Source organism: Muricoccus nepalensis (assembly GCF_006438825.1).
GTDB lineage: Bacteria > Pseudomonadota > Alphaproteobacteria > Acetobacterales > Acetobacteraceae > Roseomonas > Roseomonas nepalensis.
In genome coordinates, this window is sequence record NZ_RCZP01000003.1 from 269,095 (window position 1) to 287,727 (window position 18,633).

At 73.8% G+C, this 18,633-nt stretch carries 17 protein-coding genes; 11 read left to right on the plus strand and 6 right to left on the minus strand.

Going from position 1 to position 18,633, the window contains the following annotated elements:
* Positions 1-15 precede the first annotated feature (15 nt).
* The 4 genes from EAH89_RS05735 to EAH89_RS05750 all read right to left on the minus strand — a co-directional run bounded on the left by EAH89_RS05735 (position 16) and on the right by EAH89_RS05750 (position 3,876).
* Positions 16-1,005 (minus strand): TRAP transporter substrate-binding protein, encoded by a 990-nt coding sequence (locus EAH89_RS05735; RefSeq protein ID WP_206667461.1) that lies wholly within the window; start codon positions 1,003-1,005, stop codon positions 16-18.
* 28 nt (positions 1,006-1,033) lie between these two features.
* Positions 1,034-2,050: a Zn-dependent oxidoreductase gene (locus tag EAH89_RS05740; RefSeq protein ID WP_140881832.1), complete on the minus strand. Its 1,017-nt coding sequence runs from the start codon at positions 2,048-2,050 to the stop codon at positions 1,034-1,036.
* Positions 2,051-2,075: 25 nt separating this feature from the next.
* Positions 2,076-2,759, minus strand: coding sequence for a GntR family transcriptional regulator (locus EAH89_RS05745; protein WP_140881833.1), 684 nt, complete (start codon positions 2,757-2,759; stop codon positions 2,076-2,078).
* 103 nt (positions 2,760-2,862) lie between these two features.
* A complete protein-coding gene (locus tag EAH89_RS05750; protein ID WP_161993490.1) occupies positions 2,863-3,876 on the minus strand; it encodes an ABC transporter substrate-binding protein in 1,014 nt (337 codons plus the stop codon).
* Between the two features lie 115 nt (positions 3,877-3,991).
* On the opposite strand from EAH89_RS05750, the gene EAH89_RS05755 reads away from it, so the two are divergent.
* A complete protein-coding gene (locus EAH89_RS05755) occupies positions 3,992-5,011 on the plus strand; it encodes a polysaccharide deacetylase family protein (protein ID WP_206667462.1) in 1,020 nt (339 codons plus the stop codon).
* Here EAH89_RS05755 and EAH89_RS05760 read toward each other — a convergent pair.
* Positions 5,008-5,703 (minus strand): GntR family transcriptional regulator, encoded by a 696-nt coding sequence (locus EAH89_RS05760; protein WP_140881836.1) that lies wholly within the window; start codon positions 5,701-5,703, stop codon positions 5,008-5,010. The genes EAH89_RS05755 and EAH89_RS05760 overlap by 4 nt on opposite strands.
* A gap of 232 nt (positions 5,704-5,935) precedes the next feature.
* Here EAH89_RS05760 and EAH89_RS05765 point away from each other — a divergent pair, with 232 nt between their 5' ends.
* From EAH89_RS05765 to EAH89_RS05800, 8 genes are all read left to right on the plus strand, one after another.
* Positions 5,936-6,664: a fumarylacetoacetate hydrolase family protein gene (locus EAH89_RS05765; protein ID WP_140881837.1), complete on the plus strand. Its 729-nt coding sequence runs from the start codon at positions 5,936-5,938 to the stop codon at positions 6,662-6,664.
* Between the two features lie 3 nt (positions 6,665-6,667).
* The gene (locus EAH89_RS05770) at positions 6,668-7,549 is read left to right on the plus strand and encodes a polysaccharide deacetylase family protein (protein ID WP_140881838.1); all 882 of its coding nucleotides are present in this window, start codon (positions 6,668-6,670) and stop codon (positions 7,547-7,549) included.
* A complete protein-coding gene (locus EAH89_RS05775) occupies positions 7,546-8,406 on the plus strand; it encodes a branched-chain amino acid ABC transporter permease (RefSeq protein ID WP_140881839.1) in 861 nt (286 codons plus the stop codon). Before EAH89_RS05770 ends, EAH89_RS05775 begins: the two co-directional genes overlap by 4 nt.
* A complete protein-coding gene (locus EAH89_RS05780; protein WP_140881840.1) occupies positions 8,406-9,338 on the plus strand; it encodes a branched-chain amino acid ABC transporter permease in 933 nt (310 codons plus the stop codon). The genes EAH89_RS05775 and EAH89_RS05780 overlap by 1 nt, the downstream gene beginning before the upstream one ends.
* A 29-nt stretch (positions 9,339-9,367) precedes the next feature.
* Positions 9,368-10,606: an ABC transporter substrate-binding protein gene (locus tag EAH89_RS05785; protein ID WP_140881841.1), complete on the plus strand. Its 1,239-nt coding sequence runs from the start codon at positions 9,368-9,370 to the stop codon at positions 10,604-10,606.
* Between the two features lie 61 nt (positions 10,607-10,667).
* Complete coding sequence (locus EAH89_RS05790; protein WP_140881842.1) at positions 10,668-11,423, plus strand: ABC transporter ATP-binding protein; 756 nt, start codon at positions 10,668-10,670, stop codon at positions 11,421-11,423.
* Complete coding sequence (locus EAH89_RS05795; RefSeq protein WP_140881843.1) at positions 11,416-12,120, plus strand: ABC transporter ATP-binding protein; 705 nt, start codon at positions 11,416-11,418, stop codon at positions 12,118-12,120. The genes EAH89_RS05790 and EAH89_RS05795 overlap by 8 nt, the downstream gene beginning before the upstream one ends.
* 26 nt (positions 12,121-12,146) lie before the next feature.
* On the plus strand, positions 12,147-13,148 hold the full coding sequence (locus EAH89_RS05800) for an amidohydrolase family protein (protein WP_140881844.1): 1,002 nt from the start codon (positions 12,147-12,149) through the stop codon (positions 13,146-13,148).
* 85 nt (positions 13,149-13,233) lie between these two features.
* Here EAH89_RS05800 and EAH89_RS05805 read toward each other — a convergent pair whose 3' ends face one another.
* On the minus strand, positions 13,234-15,549 hold the full coding sequence (locus EAH89_RS05805; protein WP_206667463.1) for a penicillin acylase family protein: 2,316 nt from the start codon (positions 15,547-15,549) through the stop codon (positions 13,234-13,236).
* A 95-nt stretch (positions 15,550-15,644) separates the two neighbouring features.
* On the opposite strand from EAH89_RS05805, the gene EAH89_RS05810 reads away from it, so the two are divergent.
* Positions 15,645-16,331 (plus strand): GntR family transcriptional regulator, encoded by a 687-nt coding sequence (locus EAH89_RS05810; RefSeq protein ID WP_140881845.1) that lies wholly within the window; start codon positions 15,645-15,647, stop codon positions 16,329-16,331.
* A complete protein-coding gene (locus tag EAH89_RS05815; RefSeq protein ID WP_206667464.1) occupies positions 16,328-18,496 on the plus strand; it encodes an alpha-ketoacid dehydrogenase subunit alpha/beta in 2,169 nt (722 codons plus the stop codon). Before EAH89_RS05810 ends, EAH89_RS05815 begins: the two co-directional genes overlap by 4 nt.
* The last annotated feature ends 137 nt before the right edge of the window (positions 18,497-18,633 follow it).

The window sequence follows — 18,633 nt, forward strand, 5'->3', positions numbered from 1 at the left end:
CGGCGGGCGGCGGGGTCAGGCCGCGATGATCTGCTCGTAGACCGGGCGGATGTCGGCGTTGAGCGCGGCGATGACCGCGTCCCGGGCCTTGGCGGCGTAAGCGGCCTTGTCCACCTCGGCGAAGGTCATGCCCTTTGCCGTCAGCTCGCTTGCAAGGTTCCGCTCGTCCTCCAGGAACAGCCCGCGCTCATACTCCTGCGCCGCCTTCGCCGCCGCCATCACCGCCGCCTGCTGGTCGGCCGGCAGCCGCCCGAGCTTCCGCGTGCCGCCGACGAGGTAGATCCAGCTCAGCACGTGCTCCGTGCGGTTGATGGTCGACTGGACCTCGCTGAAGCTCGCGGACTTGATGAGCGCCAGCGGGTTCTCCTGCGCGTCGATGGTGTGGTTCTGGAGCGAGGTGAAGACCTCCGAGAAGGCCATCGGCGTGGCCTTGGCGCCCAGCGCCTCCCAGAAGCGCACGAAGAGCGGCACGTTGGGCACTCGGACCTTGAGCCCGCTCAGCTCCGCCGGCGTCGGGCAGGCGCGGTTGGCCGTCAGGTAGCGCGGCCCGCGCGCGAAGTAGCAGAGCGGCCGGAGCTGCGTCCTGCCGGAGATGTCCTCGGCGATCCGCTGCCCGATCGGCCCCTCCACCACCCGGTCCATGTGGGCGAGGTCGCGCACGGCGTAGGGCACGGCCAGCAGCGCCGCGGCCGGCGCCCAGTTCTGCAGCGACTCCCCCGTGATGGTGAAGTCCACCGTGCCGAGCTGGATGCCCTTGATGAGGTCCGTCTCCTTGCCGAGCTGCTCGTTCGGGAAGACGCGCACCTCCAGCGCGCCGCCCGTGCGGCGGGCGACCTCCTCGGCGAACCTCAGGCTCGCCTTGTGCCAGGTGTTGTCCTCGTTCCCGAGATGGCCGAGCTTCAGCGTCGCCGCCGCCCGCGCGTTGAACGCGGGCGCGACGCCGAGCGCCAGGATGCCGGCCATGCCGCCGAGCGCCGCCCGGCGCGGGGTCTTCGTGGTCCTCATGGTCGCGTCCTCTCCTCGTGCGATGGGGTCAGTCGAAGGCGAGCTGCACCTTCACGGTGCGGCCGGGGTCCCGCTCGATCAGCTCGAAGGCCTCGCGCGCGTCGCCGGCCGCGAAGGTCTGGGTGATCATCGCGGCCGGCCGCAGCTGGCCGCTCTCCAGCCACGCCACGACCTGCGGCAGCAGGCGGCAGTTCAGCCGCGACCCGGCGAGGGTGAGCTCCTTCTTGACGATCTCCTGCTGGCTGACGTTGCAGGGGGCCGGCGAGAAGCCGAGGATCCCGATGCGCCCGGCCGGGCTCGCGACGCGGCAGGCCTCCTCCAGCAGCGCCGGCACGCCCGCCGCGTCGATCACCACCGAAGGCCCGAGCCCGTCGTGCTCGCCCGCCACCGCCTCGGGCACCGACCGCGCGCGGGAATGGACGACCACCTCCGCGCCGAAGGCCCGCGCGCGCTCCAGCCGCGCCTCGTCGAGGTCGGCCACGATGCAGCGCGCGCCGTGCAGCCGGGCCACCTGCAGCACGGTCAGGCCGATCGTCCCGGCCCCGTAGATAAGCACGGAATCCTCCGCGGTGATCCCGGTGCGGGCGAGCACGTTCGCCGCGATGGAGAAGGGCTCGGCCAGCGCCGCGACCTCCATGGGAAGGCCGGCCGGCAGCTTCACCGCGTTCCCGGCGGGCACGGCGACGCGGCTGCGGAAGCCGCCGTCGCGGTGCACGCCGAAGACCTCGAGCTTCCCGCAGACGTTCGGGCGCCCGGCGCGGCAGGCGTAGCAGCGCCCGCAGGAGACGACGGGATCCACCACCACGCGGTCGCCCTCGGCCAGGCCCGAAACCGCGCCTCCCACCGCCTCGACCACGCCGGCGAACTCGTGCCCGATGATCCGCGGGTAGCGCGCGAAGGGGTTGCTGCCGTGGTAGATGTGCAGGTCGGACCCGCAGATCCCGGCCCGCTGCACCCGGACGAGGACCTCCTCCGGCCCGGGGACCGGCACCTCGTCGGCAAAGAGCTGCAGGACATGCGGCGTGGCGACGGCGATCGCGACCATGGAGGGGTCCCTTCGGGCGGGCGCGTCAGCGCCGCGGACTGAAGAATTCGGGCTTGCTGTGCAGCAGCCGCTCGATGGCGGCGAAGACCGTCCGCAGGTGCCCGCGCATCACCGCCTCCGCGCCGTCGGCATCGCCGTCGAGCACGCGCTCCACCAGCCGCTCGTGCTCCACGAGCAGCATCTCGAACCAGTCCTGGCTGGCGAAGGACAGATAGCGCACGCGGTCGAGCTGGACCTTCACGCCCTGGATCACGTCCCAGACCGCCGGCCGCCCGGCGAGGCGCGTCAACTCGCTGTGAAGCCGCTCGTCGGAGCCGAAGAAGGCGACCTCGTCCCGTGCCGCGACGGCGAGGCGCTGCGCCTCGAGCTGCCCGGCCAGGCCGGCGCCGTCGCGCCCCGCGGCCTCGGCGGCCAGCCGGACGGTGCGGCACTCGAGCGTCTCGCGCACGAACTGGCCGTCATGCACCGCGGAGAGGCGGATCGGCGCGACGAAAGTGCCGACCTGCGGGCGGATCTCGAGCAGCCCCTCGTCGGCCAGGCGGCGGAAGACCTCCCGCACAGGCGTGCGGCTCACGCTGAGCCGCCCGGCGATCGGCGCCTCCGAGATGGCGGTGCCGGGCACCAGCACGCCGCGCAGGATCTGCTGGCGGAGCGCCGCGTGGAGCTCACGGGCGATGGGCTCCCGCCCTTCCAGGTTCAGGTCGAGCACGAGGCGGCGTTTCCTTGCTGGTATACTAGTGACCCGCCCGCGGCTCGCCGGTCAAGCCCCGCCCCGCGGCCCCCTGCCGTTCAACGACCCGCCCGCGGCGGCCTCAGCGCCCCCCGCCCATCGCCGCGTTCCAGTAGGTTGGATCGACGTAGCGCGAGGGGTCCGAGAGCTCCTTCGGGCGCGTGGCGTAGCGGGCGCGCAGGTCGAGCACCTTGCGCAGCCCTTCCTCGCTCACTCTCGCCCCGCGGAAGAAGCCCTCCTGCGGGTCGAGCAGCTCCGCGTGGGTCTCCGCCGCGAGCGCCGCGCCCATGTCCGGCAGGTTGCGGCGCAGGATGGCGATCGCCTCCTCGCGGTTCCCCGGCTCGTAGAGCCAGTCGATCGCGGCGGCGTAGGCGCGCACGTAGCCCACGACCCTGTCCGGATGGGCTGCCGCCCAGCCGCGCCGCGCGGCCGCGACGTTCCCCTGGTAGGGGCCGATCACCTGCGTCGCCCGGGCGAGCTGGCGGAACCCGCGCGCCTTGGCGAGGATGTCGTAGGGGCAGGACAGGATCGTCCCCGCCTGCTCGCCGCGCTGAAGCGCCTCCCAGCGCTGCGTCATGCCGCCCACCGTGACGATCGAGAGGTCGCCCTCCCCAAGCCCCTCGCGCGCCAGCATCTCGAGCAGCACGAAGGCGTAGCCGGTGGTCCGCGCGTCGACCGAGAGCGTGCGGCCCCGCAGGTCGGCGAAGCGCTCGATGCCCGGCGCCACGCAGACGCTCAGGAAGCCGCTGTCGCTGCCCATGAAGGCGAAGAAATCCGGCTGCGGCCCGATGGGCGCGGCGCCCTGCCCCTCCACATAGGCGACGATGTTGTCGACCGCAGTCATCGCGATGTCGAAGCGCCCGGCGGCGAGGTCCGTCATCTGCTCCATCGACCCGCGCGTGCCCAGCATCCGCACGCGCAGCCCCTCGCGCGCGAAGAAGCCCCGGGCCGTGCCCGCGAAGATCGGCCAGTTGAAGCCGCCCGGGAACACGTTGACCGTGACCTCGGCCAGCCCGGCGTCGCCCGCCTGCGCGGCCGCGCGACGCGGGACGAAGGGCGCGCCGAGCGCGCCGGCGAGAAGGGGACGTCTCCGCATGGCCTCGTGCTCCTGATCCGTCGCCGGAGGCGCCCGGCGCCGTTCGCCCGGCGCCAGACTGCCGCCCGTATCCCCCGTCGTCGAGCGAAACCGCGGGGCTGACCGAGGACGCTGCGTGGCAGAGACCACCGAGGGGGGGCTTGCCGTCGCCCGCGCCGTCGCGGCAGCCTTCGCGCGGCCGGACCGGCCGCCCATGGCGGCGCCGGCCGCCCGGCCCCAGCCTGGAGTGCCCGCGATGATCCAGCCGCGCGACCGCGCCCCCTTCTCCGCCATCGTCGACCGCCCGCCGCTCCGCCTGCCGGGTGACGCGCGCGTGGTGGTCTGGACGATCGTCAACCTCGAGGTGTGGGACATCGCCAACCCCATGGCACGCCAGATCCTCCCCGCGCCCACCGGCCAGGTCCTCCTGCCCGACGTGCCCAACTGGTCCTGGCACGAGTACGGCATGCGCGTCGGCTTCTGGCGCTTCCACGCCCTCTACGAGCGGCTCGGCCTCCGCCCCACCCTCTCGATCAACGCGCGCGTCTGCGACGACTACGAGCGCGTGGCCGCCGCCTGCCGCGACGCCGGCTGGGAGTTCATGGGGCATTCCTGGCAGCAGGGCCCCATCCACAAGGAGCCGGACCAGCGCGCCATGATCCACCGCTCCATGGACCGGCTGGAGGCCTTCACCGGCCGCCGCCCCGTCGGCTGGCTCGGGCCCGGCCTGACCCAGACCTACGACACGCCCGAGCTCCTGGCCGAGGCCGGCGTGAAGTACATCGGCGACTGGGTCTGGGACGACGAGCCCTGCGAGATCCACACCGAGAAGGGCCCGCTGGTCACCCTGCCCTACACGGTCGAGCTGAACGACATCCCCACCATGGTCGTCCAGCACCACGAGAGCGCCTACTGGGCCACGCGCTGCCGCGACACGCTCGACCGCCTGCACCAGGAGGGCGCCGGGCGCGCGAAGATCATGGCCATCGCCATCCACCCCTACATCTCCGGCCAGCCCCACCGCATCCGCTACCTCGAGGAGGTCTACGACTACGCCCGCGGCAAGGAGGGCGTCCTCTTCATGAACGGCGCCGAGATCCTCGACTGGTACCGCGCCGCCGCGCAGCCGGAGCGCCGGGGCGAGCCGCGCGGCTAGGGCCCGGCGACCCCCGTCAGCCCCGCCTTGATGCTCGCGACGTGGTCGCACATGAGGTTCTCCGCCCGCCGCGCGTCGCGCCGCAGCACCGCCTCGAGGATACGGTGGTGGTCGTCGTGGCGCCGGCGGACCCGGCGGTACTCGAAGGCCACGACGTGGTGGTGCGAGGACAGGGGCAGGTTCTGGCTGAGGCGCAGCATCTCGCCCAGCATGCGGCTGCCGGAGGCGCCGTGCAGGGCCTCGTGGAAGGCGGCGTTCATCCGGATATAGGCGGGCCGGCTGCCCTCGGGCAGCTCCCCCCGCGACAGCAGCGCGTCGCCTTCCGCGAGGATCGCCTCCAGCCGGGCGCGCGCCGCCTCCTCCAGCCCGCGCTCCGCGGCGAAGCGCGCGGCCAGGCCCTCCAGCGCCGCGCGGATCTCGAAGGCGTTCAGGATCTCCGTCGCGTCGAAGCGGCGCACGCTGTAGCCACGGCGCGGCGCGTGCTCCAGCAGACCATCGGCCGCCAGCGCCTGCAGCGCGAGCCGCACGGGGGTGCGCGACACGCCGAGCCGCTTGCTCAGCCGCACCTCCTGCAACCGCTCGCCCGGGCCGAACTCCCCCGCGATCACCGCGGCCCGGAGCTCGTCCGCGACCGACAGGGACCGCGGGAGGCGCCGCGCGCCGGCGGGCCGCGCTTCAGACCGGGTATCCACGCCGCTCCCCTAACCGATCGTCCCGTAGGGATCCCTGCTTAAGGTCCGTCATCGCCCGGGACAACACCCGCTGCATGCAATCCGCCCCCGGCGCCGCCCTGGCCAGCTCCACCCGTCCGGCGGAAAGCCCGTTGACGCCGGCGATATTGCATACAATCCTCCCCTCCGAGGGCGACCGCTGCCGCCGCGAGGCGGCCGGCGGGGGATCCCCTGGCCCGAGCGGGAGCATGCCATGACCGACGCGCCGCCCGGCTACGTCCTGCCGCCGCCCCCCGTCGCCTCGCTGCCCGTGGCCGGCCGCGCGGCGCGCCTGCCGGTCCGCCGGATCTACTGCGTCGGCCGGAACTACGTCGCCCATATCCGCGAGATGAAGGAGGCGGACGAGCGCGACCCGCCCTTCTTCTTCCAGAAACCGCGCGACAGCCTCGTGCCCGACGGCGCCACCATCCCCTATCCGGCCGACACCGCCGACTTCCAGTACGAGGTCGAGCTCGTGGCCGCGATCGGCACGGGCGGGCGCGACATCCCCGCGGCCGAGGCGCTGCGCCACGTCTTCGGCTACGCCATCGGCATCGACCTCACCCGCCGCGACCGCCAGCGCGACGCGCGGGACCGCCAGCTCCCCTGGGAGATGGGCAAGTCCTTCGATCTCTCCGCCCCCTGCGGCCCCGTCCACCCCGCCGCGCCCGGCGGGGCGCCCGGCGGCGCCATCGCGCTGGCCGTGAACGGCGTGGAGCACCAGCGCGGGCAGATCGGCGAGATGATCTGGAGCGTGCCGGAGGTGATCGCGCAGCTCTCGCGAAGCTACGCGCTGGAGCCCGGCGACCTCGTCTTCACGGGTACGCCGGCCGGCGTCGGCCCCCTCGTCCCCGGCGACGTCGTCACCGCCTCCATCGAGGGGCTGGGCACCCTCACCCTGACGATCGGCCCGCCCGAAGCGCCGGGCGGCAAGAGGGACTAAGCGATGCTCCCGACCGAACGCCTCTCCTTCTCCCCCATCGCTGGCCGCCCGCGCCACGCGCTGCCGGGCGGCGCCCGGATGGTCGTCTGGGTGATCGTCAACGTCGAGGAATGGGACCCGCGCGAGGTGATGCCCCGCACCGTCCTCACGCCCCCCGCCGGCGGCGCCCCGATGCCCGACATCCCCAACTGGTGCTGGCACGAGTACGGCAACCGCGTCGGCTTCTGGCGCATGCTGGAGGCGCTCGACGACAACGGCGTCCGCGCCGTGCTCGCCATCAACGGCAAGGCCATCGCGAGCTACGAGCCGATCGCGCGCGCGGCCCTCGACCGCGGCTGGGAGTTCATCGGCCACGGCTACGGCCAGAAAAACATGCAGAAGGTCCCGGACGAGCGCGAGGACATCCGCCGCACCACCGAGGCCATCGCCGCCTTCACCGGCAAGCCGCCCCGCGGCTGGCTCGGCCCCGGCCTCACCGAGACCTGGGAGACCCCCGACATCCTGTCCGAGCAGAACTACGACTACGTCTGCGACTGGGTGCTCGACGACCAGCCCGTGGAGCTCCGCACCCGGACCGGCAGCATCACCAACATCCCCTACACCCAGGAATGCAACGACGTCGCCATGATGCTCATCCAGCATCACAAGGCCTCGGAATACGCCGACCGCGCGCTCGACCAGTTCGAGCAGCTCTACCACGACAGCCGCCACGGCCCGCGCGTCATGGCGCTCGTCGTTCACCCCTACATCATGGGCGCGCCGCACCGCCTGAAGTACTTCCGCCGCGTGCTCGAAGCGGTCCGCGCGCGGGAGGACGTGCTGGTCTGGACCGGCGAACAGATCCTCGACTGGCACCGGGCCACGACGCCCAAGCCCGCGGAATGAACAGCCTCAACCTCTTCCAGCTTCTCAACGGCCTCACCTTCGCGGCCCTGCTCTTCGTCGTCGCCTCCGGCTTCACCCTCATCTTCGGCCTGCTGCGCATCGTCAACCTCGCGCACGGCGCGCTCTACCTCCTCGGCGGCTACATCGGCTACGCGGCCGCCCTCGCCACCGGCTCCTTCCTCCTCGCGGTGCTCGCCGCCATGGCCAGCGTCGCCCTTGCCGGCCTCGCCCTCGACCAGGGGCTGCTCCGCTTCGTCCGGGGCTTCGAGCTGCGCCAGGTCCTCCTCACCCTCGGCGTCGCCTTCATCCTGAACGACCTCGGCCTGCTCGCCTGGGGCGGCGACACCTTCACCGTCCCCGTGCCCGAGGCGCTCCGCGGCGCCCTGCGCTTCGCGGGCGTCTTCTACCCGAAGTACCGCCTCTTCGTGCTCGCCCTCGGCCTCGTCGTCTTCCTCCTCCTCTGGCTCCTGCTGAACCGCACCCGCCTCGGCGCGCTCATCCGCGCGGGCGTGGACGACGCCGAGACGCTGGAGGCGATGGGGGTCAACATCCGCCGCATCTTCCTCGTCACCTTCATGCTCGGCGCGGCGCTCGCCGGCCTCGGTGGCGTGGTCGGCGGCGCCTTCCTCACGCTCTACCCGGGCGCGGATTCCGAGATCCTGGTCTTCTCCCTCGCCGTCGTCATCATCGGCGGCCGCGGCAGCCTGCCCGGCGCCGCCATCGGCGCGCTCATGGTCGGCCTGCTGAACTCCATCGGGCAGGTCATGTTCCCGGAGCTCGCCTACTTTGTGATCTTCGGCCCCATGGCGCTCATCCTCGCCTTCCGCCCCCTCGGCCTCTTCGGAAGGGCCGCCTGATGCCGCGCGCGGGCCCCAGCCTTCCCCGTCTCGGCGTCGCCCTCGGCGTCCTCCTCTTCGCGGCCCTGCCGCTCGTCCTCCCGACCTACCAGGTGAGCGTCGCCACTCGCATCCTCGTCTTCAGCCTCCTCGCCGTCTCGATCGACGTGCTCGCGGGCTACACCGGGCGCACGCCGCTCGGCCACGGCGCCATCTTCGGCGTCTCCACCTACGTCACCATCTACTGGGTCACCGTCGCCGGCGGCTCGCCCTGGGCGGGCATGGCGCTCGGCGTCCTCGCCGCGACCGGCCTCGCCGCCGTCTTCGCCCTCCTCGCGGTGCGCACCTCGGGCGTCTACTTCCTCCTCCTCACCCTCGCGCTAGGCATGGTCGTCTGGGGCGTCTGCCTGCGCTGGAGCACGGTGACGGGCGGCGAGAACGGCCTGCGCGGCAGCGTCCGCCCCGCCGCGCTCGCCTCGCAGGTCAGCTTCTACTACGCCGTCCTCGCCCTCGTCCTCGCCGCCACCTTCCTCGTCTGGCGCCTCGTCCGCTCGCCCTTCGGCCTCACGCTCCGCGGCATCCGCGACAGCGAGAGCCGCATGCGCGCCCTCGGCTACAACGTCCCGCTGCACCTCTTCATCGCCTTCACCCTCTCGGGCATGGCAGCCGGCGTCGCGGGCGCCGCCTACGCGCTGTTCAACGAGTTCGTCAGCCCGACCACCGTCTCCCTCGCGCAGTCGGTGCAGGGGCTGCTGATGGCGATCGTGGGAGGGGTCGGCACCCTTTTCGGGGGCTTCATCGGGGCGGCCGCCATCATCGTCCTCGAGAACACCGTCAGCTTCTACACGGAGCGCTGGCAGACGGTGATGGGCCTCATGTTCGTGCTCCTCATGATCTTCGCGCCCGAGGGCGTCATCGGCCGGGGCCTCGCGCTGCTCCGGCGCCGCCGCTGACCCGCAACCCCGCAGAAAGGCCCCCGCCCATGCTTCGCAGACACCTCCTCGGCGCCGCGGCGATCGGCACCCTCGCCCGGCCGGCCCTCCTCCGCGCGCAGGAGGGCCCGATCCGCATCGGCCTCATGGCGCCCCTCACCGGCGTCGTCGCCTCCGGCGGGCGCGAGATGGTGGACGACTTCAACTGGTACCTCTCCCAGCGCAACAACGAGATCGCCGGCCGCAAGGTCGAGGTCATGGTGGAGGACGACGGCTCCAACCCCGACACCGCCCTGCAGAAGGCCCGCCGCCTCGTCGAGCAGGGCCGGGCGGGGCTCCTCTTCGGCAACCTCCTCGCCAACACGGGGCTCGCCGTCGCCAACTACGTCAAGGGCACCGGCACCCCCTACTTCATCCCCATCATCGCCGCCGACGACCTGACGCAGCGCGGCCGCATCAAGAACGTGGTCCGCGTGGCCGGCTACAGCGCGAGCCAGACGACGCGCCCGCTGGCGGACTGGGCGCTCAAGCAGGGCTACCGCAAGATCGCGACCGTCAGCCAGGACTACGCCTTCGGCCACGAGCAGTGCGGCGGGCTCGCCCAGACCTTCACCGAGGGCGGCGGGCAGATCGCCGCGCAGTTCTGGCACCCCATCAACACCGCCGACTTCTCGCCCTATCTCGGCCAGCTCGCGAACTCGGGCGTCGACGCGATCTTCACGATGCAGACGGGCGCGGACGGCACGCGCTTCATCCAGCAATACGCGTCCTTCGGCCTCAAGGGCCAGATCCCGCTCCTCGGCTCGATGAACGCGACCGACCAGTCCGTCATCCGCACGATGGGCCCGGAGGTCGAGGGCATCGTCACCGCCGCCCATTTCGCCGAGGGCTCCGACAACCCGACCGTCCAGGCCTTCGTGCGCGGCCACGTCGCCCGCTTCGGCACCATCCCCTCCCTCTACGGCTTCTCGATGTACTCGGGCGCCATGTGGGTGGCCGAGGCGCTGGAGAAGATCAACGGCCGCACCGACGACCCCAACCTGCTGATCGACACCGTGCTCAAGACCGACCTCGTCGGCTCCCCCCTCGGCCGCGCCGTCCGCCTCGACGACCTCGGCAACCCGATCTACGACATCCAGATCCGCAAGGTCGTCCGCAACGCCGAGGGCAAGTTCTGGAACGCCCCCATGGCCTCCTACCCGGAGGTCTCGCAGTTCTGGAAGTACGACCAGGCCACCTACCTCCGCCAGCCGCCCTACTCGCGCAACTTCCAGGGCATCCGCCGCTGACCCCTCCCCCCGGCGGCGGGCCCGCGCCCGCCGCCGGCAACCCCGCGAGGCGCCCCGCCCCATGGAAGACTGCCTGGTCCTCGACGACGTCGGCGTCCGCTTCGGCGGCCTGAAGGCCGTCGACGGGGTCTCGCTCCGCGTGCCGGCCGGGCAGCGCCGCGCCATCATCGGCCCCAACGGCGCCGGCAAGACGACGCTCTTCAACGCCGTCACCGGCGTCGTCCGCGCGACCTCCGGGCGCGTCCTCCTCGAGGGCCGCGACGTCACCCGCCTGCCCGTCCACGCCCGCGCCCACCGCGGCATGGGCCGCACCTTCCAGATCACGAACCTCTTCCCGCGGCTCACCGTCATCGAGAACATGCACCTCGCGCTCCGCGGTCTCTCGCCCCGCCGCTTCGCGCTCCTCGGCGAGGATCGCCTGGACGCCGCGGAGCGCGCGCGCGTCGAGGCCGCCCTCGGCCTCTCCCGCCTCGCGGGCCGCCTCGACCGCGAGGTGCGCGAGCTCTCCTACGGCGAGCAGCGCCAGCTCGAGATGGCGATGGCGCTGGCCACCGAGCCCCGCCTCCTCCTCCTCGACGAGCCGGCCGCCGGCCTCTCGCCGGTCGAGCGCGCCATCGTCTCCGACATCATCCGCGCCCTTCCCCGCGCGATGACCGTCGTCCTGATCGAGCACGACATGGACCTCGTCCTCAGCCTCGTCGACTGGGTCACCTGCCTCGACAACGGCCGCCTCCTCGTGGAGGCCGCGCCCGACGCGATCCGGGGCGACGCGCGGGTGCAGGAGGTCTATCTCGGCAAGGCCCGCCACGATGCTTGAGGTCGAGGGTCTGCACAGCTTCTACGGCGACGCCCACGTCCTGCACGGCGCCTCGCTCACCCTTCCCGAAGGCGAGGTGCTCGCGCTTCTCGGCCGCAACGGCATGGGCAAGACCACCCTCATCCGCTCCATCATGGGCCTGCGCCCGCCCGCGGTCCGCCAGGGCTCGATCCGCTGGAAGGGCGAGGAGCTGCTCGGCCTCCCCGCGCACGAGATCGCCCGGCGCCGCGTCGGCATCGTGCCCCAGGGCCGCCGCCTCTTCCCCTCCCTCACCGTGCTCGAGCACCTGACCACCCTCAAGCCCGCGCGCGCCACGGGGGGCTGGACCGTCGCCAAGGCCTTCGAGTTCTTCCCGCGCCTCGCCGAGCGCAAGGCCAACCGCGGCCACGAGCTCTCGGGCGGCGAGCGGCAGATGCTCGCCATCGCCCGCGCCCTCATGACCGACCCCGCGCTCCTCCTGATGGACGAGCCCACGGAAGGCCTCGCCCCCGTCATGGTGCAGCAGGTCGAGCGCATCGTCCTCGAGCTCCGGCGCGCGGGCCTGACCATCCTCCTCGTCGAGCAGAACCTCTACAGCGCCCTCGCGCTCGCCGACCGCGTCTCCATCCTCGAGACCGGCCGCGTCGTGCACGAGGCGGCCGCGAGCGAGGCCGGCCACGACCACGCCACCCTCACCCGCTTCCTCGGCGTCCACTGAGCAAGCCCGGCACCGGACCCTCGCCCATGATCATCGACATCCACGCGCACACCTTCTGCCCGGCGGTGGAGCCGCTGCTGCGCGACCAGCCCGGCCACGCCGCCATTCCCTACAAGCGCGACATTCACCCCGACAGCGCCGCCACCGACGCCGGCCAGGCGGCCCTGCTGCGCGAGCCCTTCAACGACCTCGCGCGCCGGCGGGCCGACATGGCGCGCATGCGGGTCGACGCCCAGCTCGTCGCCCCCGCCCCGGGCCAGCAGCACTACTGGGCCGAGCCCGCCCTGCTCGCCCGCGTCTCGGCGATGCAGAACGACCACGTCGCGGGCCTCGTCGCCGAGGCCCCCGGCCTCCTCGCGGGCCTCGGCACCCTGCCCATGGCCGACGTCCCCGCCGCCATCGCCGAGGCGCGCCGCGCGGCGGAGGGCCTCGGCCTCCGCGGCTTCCAGATCGACTCCCGCGTCAACGAGCGCGAGCTCTCCGACCCTGCCTTCGACCCCCTCTGGGAGGAGCTCTCCCAGCTCGGCGCCGTCCTCGTCATCCACCCGCTCGGCTTCTCCGACGGCGCCCGCCTCGGCCCCTTCTTCATGGTCAACACGGTGGGCCAGCCGCTGGAGGAAACCATCGCCTTCCACCACCTCGTCCTCGGCGGCGTGCTCGACCGCCACCCCGGCCTGAAGGTCCTCATCTGCCACGGCGGCGGCTACGTGCCCTCCTATGTCGGCCGCCTCGACCACGCCTGGGAGCACCGGCCCGAGCTCCGCCGCCTCATCCCCCGGCCGCCCTCGGCCTACCTGCCGCGCCTCTTCTTCGACACCTGCGTCTTCCGCCCCGACCTCATCGAGAACCTCGTCCGCCTCGCCGGGGCCGAGCGGGTGATGCTCGGCTCCGACTACCCCTTCGACATGGGCGACCCCGACCCACTGGCCACGCTCGACGCGGCCGGGGCGCTGCCCGCGGCCGACCGCGCGGCGATCGCGGGCGGCAACGCGGCCCGCCTCTTCCGGATGGCCCCGCCCCCCGCCTGAGCCGCGGCTCGGCGCGCGTCGCCGGGCGCGAGGCCGGGCCGTCCTTCCTGTGCAGCACCGCTCCCGCCGCGCGGCGCCGCCGGCCTCAGCCCCGCAGCACCTGCCGCGCCGTCGCCGCCGCCTCGATCCCCGTCCAGGCGTAGCGCATCGGCACCATCTCGCAGGCCGCCCAGGCCGCGTGCTGGTCGGCGTAGTGGGGACTTCCTGGCCGGCCCGACGCGCCGTGGAACACCGCCCAGCGGCAGGCCTCCCAGTGGCCGACGTCGAAGGCGTAGCGCGCGAGCGGCCCGTAGGCCGCGGCCGTCCCCGCGGAGGCGACCACGCCCTGCGCGAGCACCGTGTCCCCGTCGCCCCCGATCGCCCGCGCCGGGGCGTCCAGCAGCGCGGCCGCCTCCGGGAAGAGGGCCGAGAGGGGATGCGCGAAGCGCGGCCGGTGCGCCTCCCCCCAGGGCCGCCCCGCCTCGACCTCCGGGGCCGCGGCCGCCTCGGCGAGCGCGGCGCCCATCGCCTCCTCCCAGCTCCAGCCGCCCAGCAGCGAGGCGTCGTCCGCCCGCAGCAGGGCCGGCAGCGCCCACCAGAGTTGGTTGAGCGGCACCACCCCCGGCGAGGGCGAGAGCCAGGCATGCCCCGCGACCCCCGCGAGCCCGCTCCGCGCCGCCAGCACCCCCGTCAGCGCGCGGCGGAGCGCGACATAGGCCGTCGCCGCCGCGCTGCCCGCCTCCATCCGCCCGTCCCAGCCGAGCAGCCGCGCCCGCAGCGCCGCCGCGGCCTCCCCGGCCGGCGCCGGCTGGCGCGCCAGGCGCTCCTGGAACAGCAGCGCGATGGGGGAGAGGACGTCGCCGTGGATGGCCCCCGCGCCCCCCGGCCCCGGCCTGCCCGCCGCCAGCAGCTCGGCGATCCGCCGCGCCCGGTGCGGCGGGTGGCAGTCGGTGCAGAGGTAGTCGGGATGCCCGTCCGCCACCACGCGGTTGTTCGCCGTCACGATCACGCCGCCCAGCGGGTCCAGCACCACCGGCATCGCCCCGGGCTCGATCCACCCCTCCCACTCATGCCGCCCGAGCCAGCCCGGCACGGGCAGCCACCCGTTCTCCCGCGCCCGCCGCGGCACCTTCGCGCGCACGAGGTGGCCGATCCGCCCCGCCGTGTCCGCCGCGACCAGGTTGTGGTCGATCACGCCCCAGCCCCGCGTCGCCTCGAACAGCGCCTCCACGCCCCCGGCCCGCAGCATCCGCGGCAGGCAGTCGAAGGACCGGTCGGTCTCGGCGAACTGCACGGAGCGCAGCGCGAGCGCCGTCCCGGACTCCGGGTCGCCCGCGATGACCGGCCCGTGCGCCGTCTCGACGACCGTCACCGCGCGGTCCGCCCCGCCGCGCACCCGCACCACCTCCGTGCGGCGCGAGACCGGCCGCCAGCCCTCGGCCGTCAGGGTGTTCGCCGCGCCCTCGTCGAAGCGCTCGAGGTAGAGGTCGTGGATGTCCATGAAGGCGTGCGTGACGCAGTAGGCGACGCGCCCGTTATGGGCGAAGTGCGGGAAGCCCGGCACGCCCGGCACGGTCAGCCCGATCACGTCGAAGGCGTCGCAGGCGAGGTGGTGCTGCGCGTACATGTTCGGCATCTCGAAGACCCGGTGCGGGTCGCCCGCCAGCACCGGCCGCCCCGTCGCGCTGCGCGACGGCCCGACCGCCCAGTTGTTGCTCCCGCCCCCCGTCGCGTCCCCGCCCTGGGCTTCGAGCAGGGCAGCAATGGCCGGGGCGAGCGCGGCGAGGTCCGCCTCCCACCGCGCCGCTTCCGCGCCCGGCGGGATGCAGAGCAGGTCCCCGCCCCCGTCGTCGTAGCGAAGCTTCGCCGCGCCCGCCGCCCCCACCACGGGCAGCGCCGCCGCCCGCCACAGCTTGAACCAGACCGAGCCCATCAGCAGCCCGAGGCGGCGCATGACCGCGATCGGGTGCCAGGGCTCCCAGGCCTCCGGCGCGGCGCCGAGCAGCGCGTACTCGATCGGCAGCGGCGCGCCGGCGCCGAGAAAGGCGTTCACCCCCGCCGCGTAGGCCTCGAGCATCGCGCGCGCCTCCGGCGAGGCCGCCGCGAAGTCGCGCCGGCTGGCCGCCTCCACCCCCAGGCGCCGCGCCAGCGCGTCCCCCTCCGCCGCCGCCGGGCCGAGCCATTCCGCGGCCCGCCCGAGCGCGCGGCGGCGGTTCAGCTCCATCTGGAACAGCCGGTCCTGCGCGTGCACGGCGCCGAGCGCGAACCAAGCGTCGGCCTCGCCCGCCGCCCGGATGTGCGGCACGCCCCACTCGTCCCGCAGCACCTCGACCGGGGCCGCGAGGCCGGGCAGGCGCAGCTCCCCCGCCAGCGGCGGCAGCGCCGCCTCCAGCATCTCGGGCGTCAGCTTCGCGGCGGCCATGGGATCGTCCGGGACTGTTCGCCGGCGATGATATATCAAATACTCTTCCTGTCGATTTCCCGGAGAGCCATCCTGCCCACCGTCGCCGAGCCCCGATGACCGATCCCCTCGCCTCCCTCGCGCCCATCGGCCGGGACAACCTCGCCGGGCGCGTCTACGCGGAGCTCCGCGACGCCCTGCTGGAGGGCCGCCTGGCCCCGGGCCAGCGGCTCAAGATCCGCGGGCTCGCGGCGGCGATGGGCGTCTCCGAGACGCCGGTGCGCGAGGCGGTGATGCAGCTCGTCCGGGAGCGGGCACTCCGCATGGAGGCCGCCCGCTCGATCACCGTCGCCGGCCTCACCCTCGAGCAATACCTCGAGCTCCGCCTCGTGCGCCTCGAGCTTGAGGGCCTGGCCGCCGAGGCGGCGGCGCTGCGCATCCGCCCGGAGGCCATCGAGGCGCTCGCTTCCGACCATGAGGCCCTCGTCGCGGCGGAGGCGCGCGGCGACGCGCCGGCCGCGAACCGCGCGAACTGGCGCTTCCACCACGGCATCCACCGCGCGGCCGCCATGCCCGAGCTGCAGGCGATCATCGAGGGCATCTGGCTCCGCAACGGCCCGACCCTGGCCCACCTCTACCCCCACGCCCCCCCGACCTATCCCGGCCGCCACCGCCATCTCGACGTGCTGGACGGCCTGCGCGCGCGCGACCCCGTCGCCACGCGCGCGGCCCTCGCCGCCGACATGACCGAGGGCGGCGCGGGCCTCGTGCGCCGCCTGCGCGACCTGGAGGAGAACGCGTGACGACCACCCCGCTCCGCACCGACACCCCCTGGTTCCGCCTCGAGACGGAGGAGGAGGACTGGACCCGGGAATCGCCGGCCGACCTCGCGCGCTGGATGGAGCAGCTCCTCGTCATCCGCCGCTTCGAGGAGGCCATCCTCGACCTCCACGGCAAGGGGCTCGTCCACGGCCCCGCCCACGCCTCCATCGGCCAGGAGGCGGGCGCGGTCGGCGCGATGTCGGTGCTCTCGAGCGCGGACAAGATCAACGGCACGCACCGCGCGCACCACCAGATCCTCGCCAAGCTCCTCAACCACGCGACCCCGCCCGGCCACGACCCCCGCCACGACCCGCCCGCCGAGGGGGCCGCGGCCCTCGTCCGGGGCGCCATGGCGGAGATCATGGGCCTCTCCTCCGGCTTCTGCGGCGGCCGCGGCGGCTCCATGCACATGCGCCACGCGGCCTCGGGCATCGTCGGCAGCTCCGCCATCATCGGCGGCAACGTGCCCCACGCCGCCGGCTACGCGCTCGCCGACAAGGTGCTCGGCCGCGACCACCTCTCGGTCGCCTTCTTCGGCGACGGCACGCTGATGGCGGGCCAGACGCTGGAGGCGATCAACCTCGCGGCCCTCTACGCGCTGCCCGTCGTCTTCTTCCTCGAGAACAACCTCTACGCCGTCTCCACCCACGTCTCGGAGCAGACGCGCGAGACGCGCCTCACCACCCGCGGCGCCATGCTCGGCGTGCCCGCCATCGAGTGCGACGGCATGGACCTGCTCGCCGTCCGCCGCGCCATGCAGTGGGCGGCCACCACCATCCGCGAGCGCGGCGGCCCCGTCCTCATCGAGGCGACCCTCTACCGCTTCCTCCACCAGTCCGGCCCCCTGCTCGGCAGCCAGCTCGGCTACCGCAGCAAGGAGGAGGAGGAGGCCTGGCGCGCGCGCGACCCGCTGCTCACCCTGCCGGCGCGGCTGAGGGCGCTCGGCGTCCTCGACGACGCGGGGCTCGCGGCGCTCGAGGCGCGGGCGCGGCGCCTCGTGGAGGAGGCGGTCGACGCGCTGACGGAGACGCCGCCCGGCGCCAACGCCCCCGCGCTCCGCCCCGGCCTCCTCCCCGATCCTGCGGAGGTCGACCGCGGCATCCGGGGCGACCTCGCCGAGCTCGCCGGGGAGCGCTTCCGCGAGGCCGGCACCCTCCCGGCCGAGCCGGTGCGCGAGACGCGCTACATCGACGCCGTCGCCGCCGCCCTGCTGCGCAACATGGAGCGCGACCCGCGCGTCGTCGTCATCGGCGAGGACATCCACCGCCTCCGCGGCGGCGTCTCCGGCTCGACGAAGGGCGTGATGGAGCGCTTCCCCAACCGCGTCTTCGCCACCCCCATCTGCGAGAACGGCTTCACCGGCATGGCGCTCGGCGCCGCCCTCTGCGGGCTGAGGCCGGTCGTGGACATCATGTTCGGCGACTTCACCATCGTCGCGGCCGACCAGATGTTCAACGGCATCGGCAAGTTCGCGCATATGTTCGGCGGCGGCTTCGGCGTGCCCCTCGTCGTGCGAGCCCGCGTCAGCCCCGGCACCGGCTATGGCTCGCAGCACTCCATGGACCCCTCCGCCCTCTTTGCGATGCACCCGGGCTGGCGCATCGTCTCGCCCTCGACGCCGCACGACTACGTCGGGCTGATGAACAGCGCGATCCGCTGCGAAGACCCCGTGCTGGTCATCGAGCACGCGGAGCTCTTCGCCGAGACCGGGCCAGTGCCGCTCGACCCCGACTACTGCGTCCCGCTCGGCCGCGCCCGCGTCGCGCGCCCCGGCTCGGCCTGCACCGTCCTCACCTACGCCGCCATGGTGCGGGCGAGCGAGGAGGCCGCGCGCGAGACCGGGGTCGACGCCGAGGTCATCGACCTCCGCACCCTCGATCCCTTCGGCCTCGACTGGGAGACGGTGGAGGCGAGCGTCCGCCGCACCAGCCGGGTTCTTATCGCCGAGCAGACCGCGCGCGGCACCTCCCTCGGCGCGCGCCTGGCCGCGGAGATCGGCGAGCGCTGCTTCGACTGGCTCGACGCCGAGATCCTCCGCGTCAGCGGCGGTGAGGCGGCGCCGACGGTCTCGCGACCCCTGAACCGGGCGGCGCTGGGGGACGCGGCGAAGGTCGCGGCGGCCCTCCGGCGCCTGGTGCCGGGCTGAGAGGCCCGACCCTCAACCCCGGCGGGTTTTCTCGTAAACTTTACATCTCTGGGCTGCAACCCGCGGTCGCTCCGGCAACACCCTGTTCCGCCTGGACAATTTCTCTGGCATGCCGCTTGCCGTCTGCTGGTCGCCCC

Coding starts and splice junctions, on each gene's coding strand:
- EAH89_RS05750 (WP_161993490.1), bottom strand. CDS start 3,876: ATGCGGAGACGTCCCCTTCTCGCCGGCGCGCTCGGCGCGCCCTTCGTC.
- EAH89_RS05735 (WP_206667461.1), bottom strand. CDS start 1,005: ATGAGGACCACGAAGACCCCGCGCCGGGCGGCGCTCGGCGGCATGGCC.
- EAH89_RS05785 (WP_140881841.1), top strand. CDS start 9,368: ATGCTTCGCAGACACCTCCTCGGCGCCGCGGCGATCGGCACCCTCGCC.
- EAH89_RS05790 (WP_140881842.1), top strand. CDS start 10,668: ATGGAAGACTGCCTGGTCCTCGACGACGTCGGCGTCCGCTTCGGCGGC.
- EAH89_RS05780 (WP_140881840.1), top strand. CDS start 8,406: ATGCCGCGCGCGGGCCCCAGCCTTCCCCGTCTCGGCGTCGCCCTCGGC.
- EAH89_RS05740 (WP_140881832.1), bottom strand. CDS start 2,050: ATGGTCGCGATCGCCGTCGCCACGCCGCATGTCCTGCAGCTCTTTGCC.
- EAH89_RS05795 (WP_140881843.1), top strand. CDS start 11,416: ATGCTTGAGGTCGAGGGTCTGCACAGCTTCTACGGCGACGCCCACGTC.
- EAH89_RS05775 (WP_140881839.1), top strand. CDS start 7,546: ATGAACAGCCTCAACCTCTTCCAGCTTCTCAACGGCCTCACCTTCGCG.
- EAH89_RS05805 (WP_206667463.1), bottom strand. CDS start 15,549: ATGGCCGCCGCGAAGCTGACGCCCGAGATGCTGGAGGCGGCGCTGCCG.
- EAH89_RS05800 (WP_140881844.1), top strand. CDS start 12,147: ATGATCATCGACATCCACGCGCACACCTTCTGCCCGGCGGTGGAGCCG.
- EAH89_RS05810 (WP_140881845.1), top strand. CDS start 15,645: ATGACCGATCCCCTCGCCTCCCTCGCGCCCATCGGCCGGGACAACCTC.
- EAH89_RS05765 (WP_140881837.1), top strand. CDS start 5,936: ATGACCGACGCGCCGCCCGGCTACGTCCTGCCGCCGCCCCCCGTCGCC.
- EAH89_RS05770 (WP_140881838.1), top strand. CDS start 6,668: ATGCTCCCGACCGAACGCCTCTCCTTCTCCCCCATCGCTGGCCGCCCG.